The 17,659-nt window shown below is 60.1% G+C and carries 13 protein-coding genes, 2 pseudogenes and 1 other annotated feature; of the genes and pseudogenes, 3 read left to right on the top strand and 12 right to left on the bottom strand.

Going from position 1 to position 17,659, the window contains the following annotated elements; genetic code table 11:
* Window positions 1-39: 39 nt before the first annotated feature.
* Window positions 40-1,268 (bottom strand): IS3 family transposase gene (locus tag AC0IPL_RS16490; protein WP_474274872.1). Its coding sequence is split into 2 segments (ribosomal slippage): window positions 40-980 and window positions 980-1,268, totalling 1,230 coding nucleotides; the frame shifts between segments, so codons are not numbered across the junction.
* Window positions 871-987, bottom strand: a sequence feature (AL1L pseudoknot). It overlaps the preceding gene by 117 nt.
* Before the next feature lie 399 nt (window positions 1,269-1,667).
* Between AC0IPL_RS16490 and AC0IPL_RS16485 the strand changes: the two are divergent.
* Window positions 1,668-1,865: pseudogene (locus AC0IPL_RS16485) on the top strand (integrase core domain-containing protein); the annotation flags it as partial.
* 163 nt (window positions 1,866-2,028) lie between these two features.
* Here AC0IPL_RS16485 and AC0IPL_RS16480 read toward each other — a convergent pair.
* The 9 genes and pseudogenes from AC0IPL_RS16480 to AC0IPL_RS16440 all read right to left on the bottom strand — a co-directional run bounded on the left by AC0IPL_RS16480 (window position 2,029) and on the right by AC0IPL_RS16440 (window position 12,603).
* Window positions 2,029-3,027 (bottom strand): C45 family autoproteolytic acyltransferase/hydolase, encoded by a 999-nt coding sequence (locus AC0IPL_RS16480; RefSeq protein ID WP_474275764.1) that lies wholly within the window; start codon window positions 3,025-3,027, stop codon window positions 2,029-2,031.
* A 5-nt stretch (window positions 3,028-3,032) separates the two neighbouring features.
* A complete protein-coding gene (locus AC0IPL_RS16475) occupies window positions 3,033-4,484 on the bottom strand; it encodes a biotin carboxylase (protein ID WP_474275762.1) in 1,452 nt (483 codons plus the stop codon).
* A gap of 20 nt (window positions 4,485-4,504) precedes the next feature.
* On the bottom strand, window positions 4,505-7,246 hold the full coding sequence (locus tag AC0IPL_RS16470) for an aminotransferase class I/II-fold pyridoxal phosphate-dependent enzyme (protein ID WP_474275760.1): 2,742 nt from the start codon (window positions 7,244-7,246) through the stop codon (window positions 4,505-4,507).
* A gap of 51 nt (window positions 7,247-7,297) precedes the next feature.
* Window positions 7,298-8,266 carry a carbon-nitrogen hydrolase family protein gene (locus tag AC0IPL_RS16465; protein WP_474275757.1) on the bottom strand — a complete coding sequence of 323 codons (969 nt, stop codon included), beginning with the start codon at window positions 8,264-8,266 and terminating at the stop codon, window positions 7,298-7,300.
* A 140-nt stretch (window positions 8,267-8,406) separates the two neighbouring features.
* Window positions 8,407-8,756 (bottom strand): annotated as a pseudogene (locus tag AC0IPL_RS16460) (IS30 family transposase); the annotation flags it as partial.
* A 68-nt stretch (window positions 8,757-8,824) separates the two neighbouring features.
* Window positions 8,825-9,184, bottom strand: a complete 360-nt coding sequence (locus tag AC0IPL_RS16455) for a hypothetical protein (protein WP_474275755.1) — start codon at window positions 9,182-9,184, stop codon at window positions 8,825-8,827.
* A gap of 119 nt (window positions 9,185-9,303) precedes the next feature.
* Entirely contained in the window at window positions 9,304-10,020 is a 717-nt protein-coding gene (locus AC0IPL_RS16450; RefSeq protein WP_474275752.1) for a hypothetical protein, read from the bottom strand.
* A gap of 31 nt (window positions 10,021-10,051) precedes the next feature.
* Window positions 10,052-10,894 (bottom strand): CsgG/HfaB family protein, encoded by an 843-nt coding sequence (locus tag AC0IPL_RS16445; RefSeq protein ID WP_474275749.1) that lies wholly within the window; start codon window positions 10,892-10,894, stop codon window positions 10,052-10,054.
* 716 nt (window positions 10,895-11,610) lie between these two features.
* Window positions 11,611-12,603 carry an App1 family protein gene (locus AC0IPL_RS16440; protein WP_474275747.1) on the bottom strand — a complete coding sequence of 331 codons (993 nt, stop codon included), beginning with the start codon at window positions 12,601-12,603 and terminating at the stop codon, window positions 11,611-11,613.
* Between the two features lie 182 nt (window positions 12,604-12,785).
* On the opposite strand from AC0IPL_RS16440, the gene AC0IPL_RS16435 reads away from it, so the two are divergent.
* Window positions 12,786-14,201 carry a mechanosensitive ion channel domain-containing protein gene (locus tag AC0IPL_RS16435; protein ID WP_474275744.1) on the top strand — a complete coding sequence of 472 codons (1,416 nt, stop codon included), beginning with the start codon at window positions 12,786-12,788 and terminating at the stop codon, window positions 14,199-14,201.
* Between the two features lie 145 nt (window positions 14,202-14,346).
* Here AC0IPL_RS16435 and AC0IPL_RS16430 read toward each other — a convergent pair whose 3' ends face one another.
* The gene (locus AC0IPL_RS16430; protein ID WP_474275742.1) at window positions 14,347-15,405 is read right to left on the bottom strand and encodes an ABC transporter ATP-binding protein; all 1,059 of its coding nucleotides are present in this window, start codon (window positions 15,403-15,405) and stop codon (window positions 14,347-14,349) included.
* A 52-nt stretch (window positions 15,406-15,457) separates the two neighbouring features.
* Complete coding sequence (locus tag AC0IPL_RS16425) at window positions 15,458-16,249, bottom strand: IclR family transcriptional regulator (RefSeq protein ID WP_474275739.1); 792 nt, start codon at window positions 16,247-16,249, stop codon at window positions 15,458-15,460.
* 141 nt (window positions 16,250-16,390) lie between these two features.
* Here AC0IPL_RS16425 and AC0IPL_RS16420 point away from each other — a divergent pair, with 141 nt between their 5' ends.
* A complete protein-coding gene (locus AC0IPL_RS16420) occupies window positions 16,391-17,644 on the top strand; it encodes an ABC transporter substrate-binding protein (RefSeq protein ID WP_474275736.1) in 1,254 nt (417 codons plus the stop codon).
* The last annotated feature ends 15 nt before the right edge of the window (window positions 17,645-17,659 follow it).

Raw genomic sequence — 17,659 nt, 5'->3', positions numbered from 1 at the left:
TGAACCGCGCCGGGTTTGCCGGAGGCTGATTTCAGTTAGTTACGCGGCTCGTGCCTCAGTTTCCAGAGCGGCGTAGAAATTGGCCTCTGCTTCTGCCGGCGGAATGTTCCCGATAGGCTCGAGCAGACGGCGGTTGTTGAACCAGTCCACCCATTCGAGTGTTGCGTATTCCACCGCTTCGAAGTTTCGCCAAGGACCGCGGCGGTGAATGACCTCGGCCTTGAAGAGACCGTTGATCGTTTCGGCCAGCGCGTTGTCATAGCTGTCCCCAACGCTGCCGACAGAGGGCTCGATACCAGCTTCTCCCAACCGCTCTGTGTACTTGATCGACAGGTATTGGCTGCCGCGGTCGGAGTGGTGAACAAGCCCCATCGCCTTTGTCGGCCGCCGCTCGTGAACAGCCTGCTCCAGCGCATCGAGAACGAACCCGGCATGCGCCGAGGTGCTGACACGCCAACCAACGATCTTGCGGGCATAGGCATCGACAACGAAGGCGACATAGGTGAACCCCTTCCAGGTGGCGACATAGGTGAAATCGCTCACCCGGAGCATATTTGGAGCAGGCACCCGGAATTGCCGGTTCACTTTATCCAGCGGGCATGGGGCCTTCTTGTCGGGCACAGTCGTCTTGTGCGGCTTGCCCCGGATGATACCTTGAATACCCATGCTCCTCATCAGCCGGGCGACCGTGCAGCGGGCGACGTCGAAACCTTCCCGTTGCAATTGCCGCCAGACCTTCCGCACGCCATAGACTCGCCAGTTCTCTTCGAAAACCCGCCGGATCTCGGGCCGCAATGCCGCGTCACGCCGGGCACGGTCCGACCACCGGGCCGGATCAGCCCGCTTCGCCAGGTGGTCGTAATACGTGGAAGGGGCAATCGGCAGGACAGTGCAGATCGGCTCGACCCCATACTCCGCGCGATGCATGTCGATAAATGACACCATCACTTCGACCGGCGGTCGAGCTCCGCCATCGCAAAATACGCTGATGCCTTGCGGAGGATCTCGTTCGCCTGGCGCAGCTCGCGGTTCTCCCGCTCCAGCGCCTTCAGTTTGTCGGCCACATCGGTTGGAACGCCCGCCCGCTTGCCGCTGTCGACCTCTGCCTTCTTCACCCACTCATTCAGAGTGTGCGCCGAACAGCCGATCTTCGCGGAGATCGACATGATCGCCTGCCAGCGGGAACTGTGCTGGCCCTGGTTGTCCAGCACCAGGCGCACCGCACGCTCGCGAACCTCAGAAGAATACTTGTTTGTTGTCTTGCTCATTGTGGCTTCATCCTACTCAGGAGTTGAAGCCTCCGGCAAACCCGGTGCGGTTCAGAGGGATAAGATGCACGTCGTGGCCGAAGGCGGTCATGGGTTCATATGATTGCGGAGAGGGCAGGTGGAATACGGCGGTTGTCGGCTCTCGCAACCAGCGTTAAGTCGCCAGATACATCAATGGCTTCGGATACACCGTCCGAGGCCTTCTTCGTGTTCGGGCCTTCCGCACCCGCCGCAAGGCGCCTCCACGGGCCTTGCGAAGAAAGGGCATTCTGGCGTCGATCATCCCTCAAAGAAGGGACGATAGGGTTCGCCGCGTTTGATGATCCCGTATGCGGTTCGGGCCATTTTAGCTACGATTTCGGTATACGCTTTGCGGCGCAAAAGAATTTTTTTTTTGCCTTGGCATACATCCCGCCCGGAAAGCCTCAGCAGAACGCCTATGTCGAGCGCTACACCCGGACGGTCCGGCACGAATGGCTGGACTTGTACATTTTCGAAAGCATTGAGGAGGTCCAGCAGATTGCCACCGATTGGCTCTGGTCCTACAACCATGAACGCCCCAACATGGGCAACAGCGGGATGACACCCGCCCAATAACTGAGAATGGCCGTGTAAATTCTACGATCAAGTCCCCGAAAAAAAACGGGGGGATTACCCGCGTGCCGCGGCTGGCCGCGAGAGCTTTTATCTGTGCCGACAGCAATTGCCGCCAGCACAAGGCGTGTCTTAGAACGCGCTGCCTCGCCTGTCGGTTGGGCGTCTATGGACCCACCGCGAGTCGATTTTGATGGACGGGGTACTCGATTCCAAGGTGACCAGATTCGAACTGATCAAGTTTTTTCCGCCAGACCCGGCCCGGCCAGAGCAAGTCCACAAAGCGTTCGGCGGGATGGTAGGCTGCGGTATAGAGCGTGCCGAAGCCCCTGTCGAAGGCCAGAGAATACAGGGGCGGCTTCAGGAAGGCGCCGACGAACTTCTCTTGTGGCTCTTCATGCAGTGTCAGCCGCTGCAGCAGAAAGCGCTCCCGTTCGACGGAGGCTGTCAGGCGGGCGTGGCTGGTCCACTCGACGCGTTCCTGATGGTTCGTGGCAACGGACGCACGGGTGATGACGGTGGGGCGGTCCGGAGCGAGGTATGCTGTGAAAAAGCCCCGGCTGCGGTCCATCACGGTCACGTTGTAACTCATGTGGCAGGGCACCCGCCGCAGCACCTCCTGAGCCTCATCGAGCGTGGTACAGACCTGCAGAATGTACCTGAGTATGAGAGGCACGCCAAAGCCCTCCCCGACCGCGCGGCGCCCGCCGAAGGTCAGCGAGACGGTCAGCCCGGCATCGTTCATCCCGTCGAGCAGGCCGAACAGCCCGTCCGACGTGCCCATGACCTGGCATCCGTCCCAGCCGGTCTTCAGGAACACCGCGTCGAAGGCCGCGGGGTTGTAGTCGTAGTTGCGCACCAGAAGCGGTTCCTGGCCGGGCCAGATCGCCTGGCTGCAACCGGCCAGATAGCGCGGCGGGCAATAAAAGCTGAGGAAGCGGGCTTCCATGTCGCCGCCACCCACCGCCGCGCAGAGCTGATCGTAAATTCCCATGAGCTCGGGCATGTGGGTCTTCAGCGCGCGCCTACATTCGGCATAGGTAGGGCGGCCACATAGGCCCTCGCTCGCCCACCAGTCCAGATAGGCGGTGCGGTACTCGGAAAAAAGCCGGGCGAGCACTTGTCCCGGCTCGTTTTCCTGCAGGGCACGGAACGTGAGTTTCATTTTCCCTACATAATCTTGAATGCCGGATCTTCAAAGGCCTCGGCAGAAGGAAGTGGGCTTGCGGCATAGGCGGACTTAATTCCGTCGATCCAGCGCTTGGACTTTTCAGTCAACTGGAAGCCCTTGGTCATCGACCGGCCGCGGGTGACAAGAATGCCAAGGTCGGCGCCTTCGTAGCGGTAGTCGCCAACGTTAGAGATGCGCAGAAAGAACGCCTCGTCTTCGCTCTCGACCGCCCGGCGGTGATAGTCAAACCGGTCAAACACCACCTCGCCATCCGGCTGCATCCGGTAGATGCCGGATTGCGGTGCCGAAGTCACGATGTCGACGGTGTCGTCGGTGTGTTTGATCACCATCTGCGACCAGGAGTCGATCATGTTCGGGTCGGCCCAGCGGTCGTTCAGTTCCCCGACGTCCAGCTTGAACGGCTTTTTCGAGAACTCCAGCAAATGGAACAGGAAAAGGGGCGCGTCAGCATGGGCAAAGGCCGCGTGGTTGGTCATCGAAGACGCTCCGGTGATGCGCGGGTTCAGCTCGCCCAGCCAGATCTCTCCGGTTTTCTTGTCGATCAGGAAGTCCAACTCGAAATAGCCGCGGTAGCCTTCCTTGCGCAGCTGTTCGCCGAACTTGAAGGTCAGCTCCCGCGCCCGTTCGCGGGTCTTGGGCGGGAAGGCTGTGGCGAAAATCTCGTTGCCGCACCAGCCGCCACGGTAAGGGGTCAGCTCGTTGAAGCCGACAAGCTCGGTCATCAGCGGCCCCACGATGGTGCCTTGGGAGGTGGCGCAAGCCTCGATCGCGGAGCCGCGGCAATCGATCCGCTTCATGATCTTGATCTCGCCCTCGCCGACGATCTCATGCTCGTGTTTGCGGAAATCGGCCTCGGACTTGACGAAAAACGTCGTGTGGCCGGAATCGCCGAAGGCGCTTTGCAGCACCAGATCGCTGCCGAGGTCCGCCTTCTGGCAAATTTCTTTCAGGTGCTTGTAGCTTTGCACTTCGGACAGCGTGTTCGGCACCGAGGGCACGCCTGCCTTGTTGCCGACGCGGACGGTTTCGATCTTGTTGTCCATCCTGGTGCGCAGTTCTGCCTTGGGGAACCACAGTTCGCCGCCGAGTTCCTCAACCAGTTCCTCGGTCTTTTCATCGAACATCAGAAACACGAACTTCGGCTTGCCGCCGCGCGCCTTGATGTAGTCCCGTACCTCCTTGTGCTGCAGCAGGTAGTTGTTGATGTCCTCGATCGACTGGAACTCGTCATGCGGCAGCTCCGACGGCACCAGCACGTTCGGGTGACGGCCGTCGAAACAGTCCATGTAGCAGATGTACTTGAAGTTCTTCACCCATTCATCAAGCCCAAGAAGGTTAAAGTTCGTCGCTGAAACAAAATAGACCGGGTCCGCGTTGGTGTGGAAATAGCGGCGGATCTCCGAGATGTTTTTCAGAACTTTCTTCGGCATATATCTTCTCCCTTGTGAATCTATTTTTGGACGGACTTCAAAGCCTCTTTGGTGAAAACACGCAGCCCCAAATCTTCGCGGTAACCGTGGATCTCGCTGACGTCGAGCGCCCGCATGAAGGACATTATTTCCGGACTGATGACCTGCCCGGGCACCAAGATAGGAAAGCCGGGCGGGTAGGGAATGATGAAGCTTGTTGAGACCAGCTCCTCACCCGCCTCCAGCCGCTGCATCAGTGCGTCATCGGCAGGGATGTAGTCGCAGTAGTCCTCGTTGTAGGCGAGGAAGAACGCGGTGCGGATGTCGCCCTCTGGCGTTTCGGCACCCGCCCGGAAGGCATCGTGGAACCGGCTGAAATCTGGAAGTGGCGGCACATGTTCGACCAGCGCGGACACCCTGTTATCAAAGGATCGGCGCTCCATTTTGGAGGCATCGTCCAAAAGCTCGTCCAATTCGTTGGCGATCTCCACCAGCACTTCGATCAGATATGCGACTGAAGACCTGGTGGTGCCGATATTGGTCATGAACAAAACGGTATTGCGGGAGGTCTTGTTGATCTGGATCCCGTATTTGTCCATCAGAATCTTGGTCTTGAAGGTGTCGCCGTCCCAGCCGGTGCCGCCCACCGCAAGGGTGACGCGGGTCGGGTCCAGAACGAACTCGTCCTCCCGCCACATGTGCCAGGTATCCGCCCAGCCGTGATCCGGGTCGTAATAGGCCTCGACCCCGCTTTCGCGGAACGGCTCGGGGATCATATCGCCGGCAGTCAGGACGCGGAAGTACTTCTGCAAAAGCGGGTTGTCGGAGATGGCCCGGCGGATCGACATTGCGCTTTCGATCTGCTTTTGCACAAATTCGAACCCCTCCAGCTCCACCTGGCGCCGTCCGACGTCGAGCGAGGCGATGATCTGGTAGTTGGGCGAGGTCGAGGTGTGGGTCATGTAGGCTTCGTGGAAGGCCTGTTCGACCTCACCTTTGAAGTCCTGGTCGTTGACGTGGATCATCGAGCCCTGGCGCAGCGAGGTCAGGGTTTTGTGGGTCGACTGGGTGGCATAGGCGCGCACCCGTGCGTCCGGAGGCGGCACGAGCCGTGTATCCAGCCACTTGGCCTCATCCGCGTCTTTCAGCGCCTCCTGCTGAGCCTCCCACGCGGCTTTGGCTTCCGGGGTGCGCAGGGTTTGCCGCAGCGTGTTAGCGACCCCCATGGCGGTGCGCTGCCGGTAGGTGGGGTCGAAGCGCGCGAACGCGAACCAAGCCTCGTCCCACAGAAAGATCAGGTCTTTCTTGATCGCGAGACACTCCTCCATCACCCGCTGCACGTTGTAGACGATGCCATCGAAGGTGCAGTTGGTCAGCAGCACCATGCGGACCCGGTCCAGCTTGCCCGCGGCCTTGAGCTGCAACAGGGTGTGCTTGATCTCGCGCAGCGGCACTGCGCCATACATCGAGTGCTCGTGCAGCGGGTAGCTGTCCATATATACGACGCTCGCGCCCGCCAGCACCATCCCGTAGTGGTGCGACTTGTGGCAATCGCGGTCGACCAACACGATATCGCCGGGCCGCACCACTGATTGCACCACGATCTTGTTGCAGGTGGAGGTGCCGTTGGTTGCAAAGAACGTGTGTTTCGCCCCGAAAGCCCGCGCCGCCATGTCCTGCGCTTCCTTGATGGGGCCGCGTGGCTCCAGCAGGCTGTCGAGCCCGCCGGAGGTGGCCGAGGTTTCGGCCAGGAAGATGTTGGAGCCGTAAAACGCCCCCATGTCCTGGATCCAGTGCGAGCGGCTGATCGACTTGCCACGGCTGATCGGCATTGCGTGGAACACGCCCGTCGGCTGTTTCGAATATTCCTTCAAAGCTGTGAAAAACGGTGACTTGTACCGCCGGTCGACGCCCCGGAGGATATTGAGGTGCAGCTCCTGGAAGTCTTCCTGGTTGTAGAATACCCGGCGGCAGCGGCCCAGGTCCAGGCCGGCGATCTCTTCGGCCGAGCGGTCGGTGACCAGATAGGCGTCCAGCTCCGGCCGGATTTTTTCGATCAGCCGACAGGATACCGGCCCGTATTCATGTGGCTCTATCGCATCGACCTCTTCCGCTTCACTTACGCGGGTCAGGTACTGGCTGAGGATCGGCAGCTCGATCTTGGATTTCAGCGACAAGCCGGGGCGAACCACCACGGCCTGTACATTGTAATTGAACAGCACGCCAATCAGCGCATCCTCCAGCGAGGGCACGATCACGGGTTCATAGATGAACGGATCCTCGACGCGGCGCATCCTGAGCAGGTTCTGCCGCAGAAACCGTTCCTGAGATTCCGACACGTCATCGACAATCAGAACCTCGAAATAGGGCCGCCCCAGGGCGCGGGCTTCCGGTGCAAGCGAGGCTTCGTCTTCGTAATCCTCGTTGTCGATTTCATCGGACGACAGCGGAATCGACCGCCGTCGGTAGGCGCCCGAGGTCAATGCCCGGGCGATGCGTCGGACCGCGGTCGAAAGGTCGCCGGTATTGCCCTGCTGCAAGAGCCGCCGCAGGTGCTCGAAGGCATGGATGCCGGGAAACGCCCAGTACCGTTCGATCGGGGCCAGCACCTCGAAAAGGTGCTCGGCTGTGGTCATCAGCTTTTTGCCTTGTCGGCTGTCAGCGCGGTGCCGCGAGAGACCTTCCGCGGCCTCCCGCAATGCGCTCCACCGGTCAGCGCGCAGCTGTGTCGCGCTGTAATAGTCTCGGATCGACGGGAATTTCTTCTTCGATTGCAAGTTCAAGACCTGCCCCCCTTTCTGTCGCGTCCGGACCAGAGCCGCTATCCGGTCCGATTAACCTGAGCCCGCCTTTCCGGGAAAGGCGGAGTAGTAGTGCGGCGTGAGTAGTGACTGGTCGGCCTCTTCCAGCGAGGTTCTGGGATCCGGCGCCTGCAGCCCGCGCAGCGAGCCTTGCCCGGGTGTCTCCAGTGGGCCGAGCGTCTTGAGGTAGGCATCAGCACCGCTGGTGCGGTCGTAGACGGTGAATTCGGCCTCCCGGTCGCGGAAGCTCTTCAACACTTGACCCAGACCCTTGAGGCCGGTTTCGCGCTGGCGCCGGACCTGGTCGATGTCAATTTCGATCGGGAACATATCCTCCTGGCCCGCCGACTGATGCAGCACCGTGGCCGAGGGGTCGACGACGATGGAGCGACCGACACCGCCAGCGCCGAGCCCATTCACATCGATGACGTAACACTGGAACTGGGCTGCCGTCGCGCGGGCGATGGCCAGTTCCGCTTCCCGGTCTGTGGTGCCGGTCAGCACCGGATGCAACAGCACCTCCACCCCCTGGCTGGTCAGCTGGCGCGTGGTTTCCGGGAACCAGATGTCATAGCAGATCGACAGTCCGAAGCGGCCGACTTCGGGAACGTCGAACACACAGAAATCAGTGCCCGCCGATATGCCCGCCTCGTAGGGGCGGAAGGGAAACATCTTGGAATATTTGGCGACGATCTCGCCTTCCGGGTTGATCACGACCGAGGTGTTGAAGATCCGGCCGTCTTCGGTTTTTTCAAACATGGAGCCTGGGATCAGCCAGATGCCGAAACGACGGGCATCCTCTTGAAACTGCTGCAAGGCATCGTTCGGGAACGGCAATGCGAAGCGGTCCAGCGGCCCGAACGGCGCAAGTTCGGAAAACAGAACCATCTGCGTCCAGGGAAACCGGGCCATGAGAATTTCGATTCGGTGCCGCATGGCCTCGACATTCGAGTGCAGTGCGGCGACATGCATTTGAACACCAGCAATTGCAAAAGGTGTCATATTGGGTGGATCTCCAACTAACTGTGTTGCAGCCACTCTATTGGCGCATGGCCGTCCTGGCTAGGGTCACCACACGTTGGTTCTCGTGGCAGGCCGGGATTCGCCCGTCAAATCTCCTGCGGTGGCCGTTGTCATCGTTCCGCCTGAATGGTCACGTGGCTCACGCGCATCGGCTGGCCTTCGAACCAAAGGCGGCCGACAGTCTGCTCTGGGGAGCACCCTTCCTTCGACTTTGTGACCACTACTTTGCGCACCTCTTTCGATCGCACCAGCTTGCGGCGGCGGCGCGCGCCTGGCAGCCGCAGCCCCTCGCGCCGTCACACCGTAGTAGCCGTCCAGATGCGGCAATTCACGCTCTTCGAAGCGATTTCGCTTGATCTCGCGGTAGACAGAGGAGCGATGCCTCCGCGATCCTGCTCACAGGCATCCGCGCCTTCAGCATATCTGCGACCGCGCGCCGTTCATGATAATCAAGTTCTGTATGAGCCATCTTCGATCTATCCCGCTTTCCAGCAAGACGCGGAAACTGTCGCAACCCATTCTGGAATGGACCCCCACTCAATTTTCATCGTATAATTTCAAGATCTCGCCATCCACGACGGAAGTCGACGTCTGGCTCCCCTCACTCGTTTGTGTGCTGTCAATCGTCACATCTCCGGTGGCACCGTCACCAAGCACCATATCGACCTGAATCCAGTTCGCAATTGCGTATGTATTCGAAATCACTGGCATGCCAGGATATCCAGAAGTTACGGAATTAGAGTTTGCAGTTGGACCACGCATTTGCATGGAAAGGTGATTTTCACGGCTTCGGTTTCCAAAATTCCAGGGTTTTGAGCCTGTGCTGAATGTGCCACCTGCGGCCAAGACGTCCGGGCAAACCAAGGCAGCGATAAGTAGTGCTAGGGCGGTTTTCATTTTCCCCTCCCAAATTCCGTGAATGTTGCGACCCACGAAAAACCGTGGGTCGCACTATACGCCAGGCGCACTTACGCCAGGGGGTCGACATCTATTAAATGCGGCTGGCGTGTCCCTGCTTAATTGATGCCGTCAACAGTAACGGACAGGTTGTTGCCGAGCGCCGTCGCAACAGAAGAGACTGCCGGATCGACCAGAGTTCCAAGGCCGGACACATTGTTGAAAGCCACGGTATCGACCATCGACGTGGAGCTGTTCATAGCATTGGCCACCTGGACGTTATTCCCGATCAGGAAGGCATCCTGCAGAGAGTCCGTGGCAAGCGTGGCGGTCATGTTGTTGACCACAGACGTTGCCGCTTTGTCGACCGTACCGTTGAGCACTCCGGACGTCGTCGCTGTAGCGGCGACCAGACCGGGCAGAGAAACGTCGACCAGGGTGCCGGTCAGGCTGGTCCCAACCGTCAGGTCCGTGCCCGAGTATGACTGGTTCATGTCGAATTGGGTCGATACATCCGCGTCCAGTGACGCGTTGTTGGCCAGGGAGGTCGCCTGGGTCGCCACCGCGGCGACGTCGTCTAGCTCAATCCCGTTCAGGCTCACGGCGTCATTGACAACGCCCGTGGTAGAGCTGAATGCCACGTACTCGCCGCTGGCAATCTGATCGCTTTCCACTTTTGCCAGCCCGCTTGGGTGGACCGAAACAGCAGACGCGGCGGCTGTCGAGGCGGCAGAGGCGACCTTGGAATCCCAGTTCCAGCTGATCCCATCAAAAGCCAATGCAGGGCCTGCCGCTGCAATTGCGATAACAGATACGCTAAGTGTGTTTAGTTTCATGGTATTTCCGTCCCTTGAGTGATTGCGATTTCTAAGTGTTGGTTTCTTGGGGGTATCCCCCTCCTGGCGCGCAGCCCTGCTTTTGTTGAGCAGGCAGGCCAAGACCTTCCGTGAGGATCTGGTACGTCGCCAGTTCCACCACTGATCTGACGCCCAGCTGCATCGGTTCATTCCGGATGCTGCCAGTGTCAAATTCCACAAACTGTTTGCCGAAGAACCTGAAGATCCCGGCTTCGTATTCCTCGCCCACGATCTGCTTTTGCAGGCTGGTGACATAGGCGGTTCCCAGGGACCGCATATCGACCAGGCGCACATCCAGACCGACGTTGATCACAGCCACACGCCGACCGCCGCCGACCCCGGCAATAAAGCCCCGTTCGCCGCCCGACATGATATTGTAATTCAATTCGGTCAGCGCCCCGAGAACCAGAAAATGCGCTGGTGCGATATTCACGTCTCCGGCAGGGCGTTTGATGTAATCTTCTTTGACGAGTTGCTGTTCGGCCAACGCAATGCGCGGGTCCAGTCGTTCAGCCAAATTCACCTGCCGAGTTTTGTACAGAGCGCTTATCATCATCTCTGAAACACCTTGGGTCAGCTCAGTGCTGTCATTGATGGAGTCGATGGACTTCTTCCCTGTTTTATCGGAGATCATCCCAACGGCAATTGTCGGCCTATTTGTCCGCGGTTCCTTCGCCAGTTCGAAAAGACAGGCCGTATACGGGGTGTTGTTGTCAGTGACAGGGGGGCCAACCATCGGGGGCACGTTTTCCCCTATTGTCACTGATTGACTACAAGCGCTCAGCGCAAAAAAGCCGGAGCTTGCGAGAGTTTTGGAAACATTTTTTAGTCTAATAATTAAATCTGAAGTCATGTCGTTTGCCCCTGTGGTACAATTGAACATATCTGACGTCCATTGTTATGAAATATGGAATTGGGGTACATGCTTGCCCCAATTGACGTATCACCTACACTTCCGATGCGGGTAATCTCCAATGGGGGTGAGAAAAATATACACTCGGATAGGTGGGCGATGCGGCAAGAATCAGAGTTCATCCAATTTTCGCTATTACCGACCTCAGAGAAAGGCTCTGGGCCACATCGCCACGGAACACGTCGAAGCTGCGTGGCTCCCTGACGATCTGGTTCCGCGGTGCCATGATTTGGAAGCCTTCGCCGTTTGGCACGCAACGTCGGCAGCCGCTATCGCGCTGCACAAAGAGCTGTTTGTTGGGAACGTCCCCCTACCTTTGCCCCGCGCGCTGACACAGCCTCGCGCAACTCCTGGCTGCGGCGCCTCACTGGGGCTGCGATAACGCGCAGGGCAGTCATTTCTCTTTAGGCCGCCGTTCTCAGACTACTACGGGTCATGCGGTTAGAAGTCTTGGCAACCGGGCGAGAGTGCAGGCTGCCGTCGATCGAGGAGAACCTCACCTTCGGCGACAGATGCGGGGTGACGCAGGCTTTCCGCAACAGCCTGAAAATCTCCTTGGCGTCACAGGGCTTATCCGCTCCCCCTGCGTCAGCCTTTTACAGAACGACGACACCATGAAGGGCTTTCATGAGGGCGCGCCTCATGAGGCGGAGCAATCAAAGATCCAGTTGCCGCGTTGCACCTTGAAAGCTGGAGGCCGAAAAAACGCGGACACCGCTGGCTTGCAGCTGTTTCAGGTCGTGCCGGTCGGCTGCGTCCAGTCCGTTTTTCGGAACCCTTAGAAGGACGGCTGAAACCCGACCAGGGTGGCGTTGGACGACGTCGCGATAGATGGACGCATCCTCCTGCCCGGTGTCGCCGACCAGCACCGCGGGCAGCGTCGGATAAGCCTTGAGAAGCGCGTCGACGCTGCTCCCTTTGTGGCTGCCGTGACCTGCAGAGATGAACTGGGTTTCGCTCAGCCCCAGGTCGCGCAGGAACATCGGACCGCGGACCAGCCCGGCCTGGCTGAACACCTGCGTGAGAAAGCCATGCATATTCCAGGGTGAGGAGCTGACGTAAAACACTGGATTGCGGCCATTCTCCGAGAGGCTCTCTAGCAGGGCAGCGGAATCCGGATAGATGCGCCGCGTCAGAGCGTTGCCGCTGAAGGTCGTCCAGAGGTTTCGCAGCAGCGAATACGCGGATGTGTGCAGCACGGTGTCGTCGATATCGGAGATGACCAGGACGCGCGCGTCCGGGCGCGGCACAAACACCGGGCAGGCTGAGGCGGTCCCGGCGTTGGCGATCGTTACCTCGATATCATGCCAGCCGGCCGGCCGGCCAACCGGGAGTAAAAGCTGAAAATAGCCTTCCTCGTCCGTGACAGCCGTGGCGCGGCCGTGGGCTACCGTGACCCCGGCGACCTCATCGGTGAGAAACAACGAAACCATTTGCCAGATATTCCGAACCACACCTTGCCCATCGCGCGCGGTGTTGCCACGGAGCCCTCTCAAGACGCGGCCACGCACGATGACATGCTCTGTGGCGCTGTAGCCGATGTGCGGGTCAATTACCAAATCCGCGCCGCTGCGATTTCGGCGCGGCAGGACGCGGTCCATCAAACGTTCGGCACCCAGGGCGATCCGGTGCAAGGCTTTCTTCAACATCCCATGGCTCCTACGCGGCTACGCAACACCAACGCGCATCGGCGTAAAAAGTGCCCTGGCGCCGCCAACAGCATCACGGTTCGCGGCGGTTGCGCTCTTGCGCTGATGCCCGGTTGCGGCAAAGACTGTCCCGCGGCCCCGGGCGCGGGCGCGGATATGGCCGAAACGGGGAGGACATGGAATTGAGCTGGGGAAACAAGTTTGCCCGGACGCGGGTGCGCGGGTGGCTGAACCTGCCAAGCCGGGCCGGGCTGGTTCTGGCCCTGGTCACCGCCGCCGTGCTGTGCCTCAGCGCGGCCAGCGGCGGGGCACAGCCAGTGGATGGCCCGGTTCAGACAGACAGCCAGATCGAAGTGGGAGACGCAGCGGTCCGCGACGGTGAAATTCACAGCCGTATCGAAAAACTTCTGGCTCAGATTGATGGGTTTGCAACGGTCGAGGTGACGGTCTCCGAAGGGGTTGTCCGATTGACCGGCGCCGTGATCGACAATGCAGCCCAGGATCGCCTGACGCAGATCGTCAACCGGGTGGCCGGGGTGGTCGCGATCGAAAATGAAACGCAGATCAGCGGCTCCTTGGAGGAACGTCTTGCCCCGGCGATGGAGCGTATCGCCGGGCGCACCCGGAATTTGCTGGCAAACGGGCCGATTTTTCTGGTGGCGCTGGCGGCCTTTCTGGCGGTGGCAGCGGGCGGCTGGCTGCTGACCAGCCGGATCGGCATCTGGACACGGCTGGCCCCCAACCCCTTCATCGGGGATGTCTACCGCGCAGTGGCGCGCATTCTGTTTATCCTCACAGGGCTGGTTCTGGCGTTGGATATCCTAAATGCGACGGCGCTGATCGGGGCGGTCTTGGGGGCCGCGGGCGTTGTCGGCCTGGCGCTTGGCTTTGCTGTACGCGATACCGTCGAGAACTTCATAGCCTCCATTCTGCTTAGCCTGCGGCAACCGTTCCGGGCGAATGATTTTGTGGACATCCAGGGCGATCAAGGCACGGTCGCGCGGCTGACGTCGCGCGCGACGATCCTCATCTCGCCCGAGGGCAATCATATTCGCATCCCCAACGCCACGGTCTACAAAGGCCGTATCGTAAATTTCACCCGCGATCCCCGGCGCCGCTTTGGGTTCGACCTTGGTGTGGATGCTGATGCGGACTTGGCTGCAGCGCTGTCCACCGCGGTTGCCGCGCTGGAGGCGCTGCCTTTTGTGCTGGGCGACCCGGAGGTCGGCGCTTGGGTCAGCGAGGTCGGAGATTCGAATGTCATCTTGACCTTCACCGGCTGGGTGGATCAGACCCAAGTGGATTTTGCCAAGGCCCGCGGCGAGGCGATCCGGGCGGCCAAATCAGCATTGGAGTCAGCAGGGTTCGGATTGCCTGAACCAATTTATCGGGTCCGGCTGGATGGAGCGCCGGACACCACGCCGCCCAAACCGCCGGCCAAGTCGGCGGCAGCGCGGCCGGAGCCGACGACAGCTGCCTTGCCGGGCGCGGCCGATCCGGCGCAACCGGAGGCCACGGGGCCCGAAGCCGCAGCAAGAGAGCGAGAGGGAGCAGGAAGCGGCGAAAACCTTCTGGATGCGCAGCAACGCGAGGAGTGAAGCGGCTGGTTTCTGGCCACGAACTGGTTTTCCACGCGGCGTCTGCCGCACCACAACCATTCGCGGGGCCCCACCAGGCACCGATTCTGTCTTCGCATCCCTACGTGTGCGGCGAACCCGCTTTCTTCGCCGCGGTCACGCGAGATTACCGCAGGCGTTCTTCTGATCCTGCATCGAACAGAAAGGCATCGCTGTCGGCAAAATCGAGACCCACGGCGGCGCCTTCTTCCAAGGCGTTCTCGCCGGGGGTTTCGACAATGATCCGGGAACCGTCGGCGCAGATCAGGTGGTCATAGGACACAGCCCCCAAACGTTCGCGCAAGTCCAATGTCGCGGCGCCCCCTTCGGTGACGGCGACATGCTGCGGGCGAAGACCGACGATCACCTTGGCCCCTTCGTCGGGCAGACTGGCAGCAGTGGTGATTTCGCGCCCGCCAAAGGCGGGGACGCAGACCTTGCCGTTGCACACCTCGCCGTCGACGAAATTCATCCCCGGAGAGCCGATGAAACCGGCAACAAAGCGGTTGTCGGGGTTGTTGTACAGCTCCATCGGGCGCCCCACCTGCTCAACCCGTCCGGCGCGCAGTACCACGATCTTGTCGGCCAGTGTCATCGCCTCGACCTGGTCATGGGTCACATAGATCATCGTGGCACCGATTTCCTTGTGCAGCCGGGCAATCTCTACCCGCATGTCCACGCGCAGTTCTGCATCCAGGTTGGACAGAGGCTCATCAAATAGGAACACGTCCGGTCCGCGCACGATGGCACGGCCAATGGCAACCCTCTGGCGCTGACCGCCAGACAAGGCTTTTGGCTTGCGTTTCAGGTAGTCATCGAGCTTGAGAATGCGAGAGGCTTCGGCGACCTTGGTCCGGATTTCCTCCTTCGGATGGCCAGTCATCTTGAGGCCAAAGCCCATGTTTTCCTCGACGGTCATATGCGGGTACAGCGCATAGGACTGGAACACCATGGCCACGCCACGCTCTGCGGCATCCAAGTGGGTCACATCGCGGTTGCCGATATGGATCTGCCCCGAGGTCGTCGCTTCCAGTCCCGCAACCATACGCAGCAGGGTGGACTTGCCGCAACCGGACGGGCCGACAAAGACGCAGAACTCCCCGTCCTCGACATGCAGATCCACGTCAAAGATGGTTTGAATTTCACCGTATTTCTTTACGGCCTTGGTCAGAGTGACGCCGGTCATGTTCGTGATCCTTTCTGTGGCGGCTGTCATTGGCCTTTGTGCCGCGCCTCGCTTAGGTGGGGAACTGCCAGCTTTCGGCAGCCTCGGCGATCTCATTGGCTGTCTTGAGCAACAGCGGGCGCAAGCTGTTCAGCCCTTCAATGGATTGTCGCCGGGTGGAGGAGGTGATGGATAGCGCCCCCATGACCCGGCCCCGCGAGGACAGGATTGGGGCGGCGATGCAGATGATGCCGGGTTCATGTTCTTCGCGGTCAAAGGCAATGCCTTCGCGGCGGATGCGATCGAGTTCGCTGCGGAAATCGACTTCGCTGGCCAGCGTCTGGGGTGTGTGCTGCACAAAGGCCTGCCTGCGGATCGCATCTTCGCGTGCGTCATCCTCCAGGTGGGCAATCATCGCCTTGCCGACCCCGGTGCAAAACCCCGGTCCGATTTTGCCCGCCTGACTGAACATATCAATCGGGGTCCGCGCGTTGCGCTTGTCGACGTACAGCACCTGTCCCTGGTCCAGCTGTGCCAAGTGGATGGTTTCGCCGACCTCCGCCGACAATGCATCCAGGTAATCGCGCGCCACCGGCGCCAGCGAGCTTTGCCGCCAGGCCGCATGGGCCAGCCTGACCAGCCGCAGACCGGGAGCATAGGTCTGCTGCTGCGCATCAAAGCTGAGCATCCCCTGATTCGTCAGTGTTTGCAGTAGACGGTACAGCGTCGCCTTGGGGTGGTGAGACGCCGCAAGCAATTCCGCAAACCGCACAGGGCGTTCATACTCGGCGACCTGGTCCAAAATTTCCAATGCTTTCCCGACGGTTCCGTCGGTGCTGCGTTGCGGCGTGCCCGGTGTCGCCATGGACGTCCTCCCCCTGTGTCCCGGCCCCAATTGGTGAAGAGACTGTTGACATGCATAGACGGCCTCCCTCATTGTTTCAATAGATGGAAACTGGTTCCAATATGTGAAACTTAGGGCCGGCCGTCAATAAGGGAGGACACTATGAATATTCTAAAGGGAACGGCTGCGGGTCTTGCGATGGTCGCTGGATTGGCGGCATCCGCGCAGGCTGCGGAGCTGAGCGGAACGCTCAAGATTTTTTCGGATATGTCGAACCCGGCGCCGCGGGCGGTGATCGAGAAGCTGGCATCAGATTTTGATGCGCTGCATCCCGATCTGACGGTTGAGTTGACCGTGATCGACCGCGAAGCCTACAAGACCCAGATCCGCAACTTTCTGACCGCCAACGCGCCGGATGTTGCCAACTGGTACGCCGCGAACCGCATGCGGCCCTATGTGTCCGCCGGCCTGTTCGAGGATGTCTCCGACCTGTGGGCGGAGCCTGAGATTGCCGAGAACCTTGCCTCGACCAAGGGGGCGATGACGCTGGACGGCAAGCAGTGGGGCGTGCCCTACACCTACTACCAGTGGGGCGTCTACTACCGCGAGGATATTTATAACGAGCTGGGGTTGGAGGAACCCAAGGACTGGGAGGCTTTCAAGGCGAACTGCCAGAAGATCCTCGACTCGGGCCGCAAGTGTTTCACCATCGGCACCAAGTTCCTGTGGACCGCCGGGGGATGGTTTGACTACCTGAACATGCGCACCAACGGCTATGACTTCCACATGGCGCTCACCAACGGCGACGTGGCTTGGACCGATGATCGGGTAAAGCAGACCTTTGCGAATTGGCGTGAGCTGATTGAAATGGGGGCCTTTATCGACAACCATCAGTCCTACAGCTGGCAGGAAGCGCTGCCCTTCATGGTGAATGGCGACGCTGCGGCCTATCTGATGGGCAATTTCGCGGTGGCGCCGCTGCGCGAGGCGGGTCTGGGCAGCGATCAGCTGGATTTCTACCAATTCCCGGCGATCAATCCGGAAGTCGAACTGGCCGAGGACGCGCCGACCGATACGTTCCACATCCCGGCGGCGGCACAGAACAAGGAAGCCGCGCGTGAATTCCTGCGCTATGTGGTTTCTGCCGATGTGCAGACAGACATCAATGCAGGGTCCGCGCTGGGCCAGCTGCCGGTCAACGCGTCCTCTTCGGTGGATGACGACGAGATGCTGAACCAGGGGTTCGAGATGTTGTCGTCGAACAGCCCCGGCGGTATCGCGCAGTTCTTTGACCGTGACGCGCCGGCTGAAATGGCGTCGGTTGCGATGGAAGGCTTTCAGGAATTCATGGTGTTCCCGGACAATCTGGACGACATCCTGAGCCGTCTCGAGAAGGCCCGCCAGCGTATCTACTGACCGCGATGTTCCGGG

This window comes from Leisingera sp. SA32 (assembly GCF_056033425.1).
This window is presented reverse-complemented; position numbering and strand designations above follow the sequence as displayed.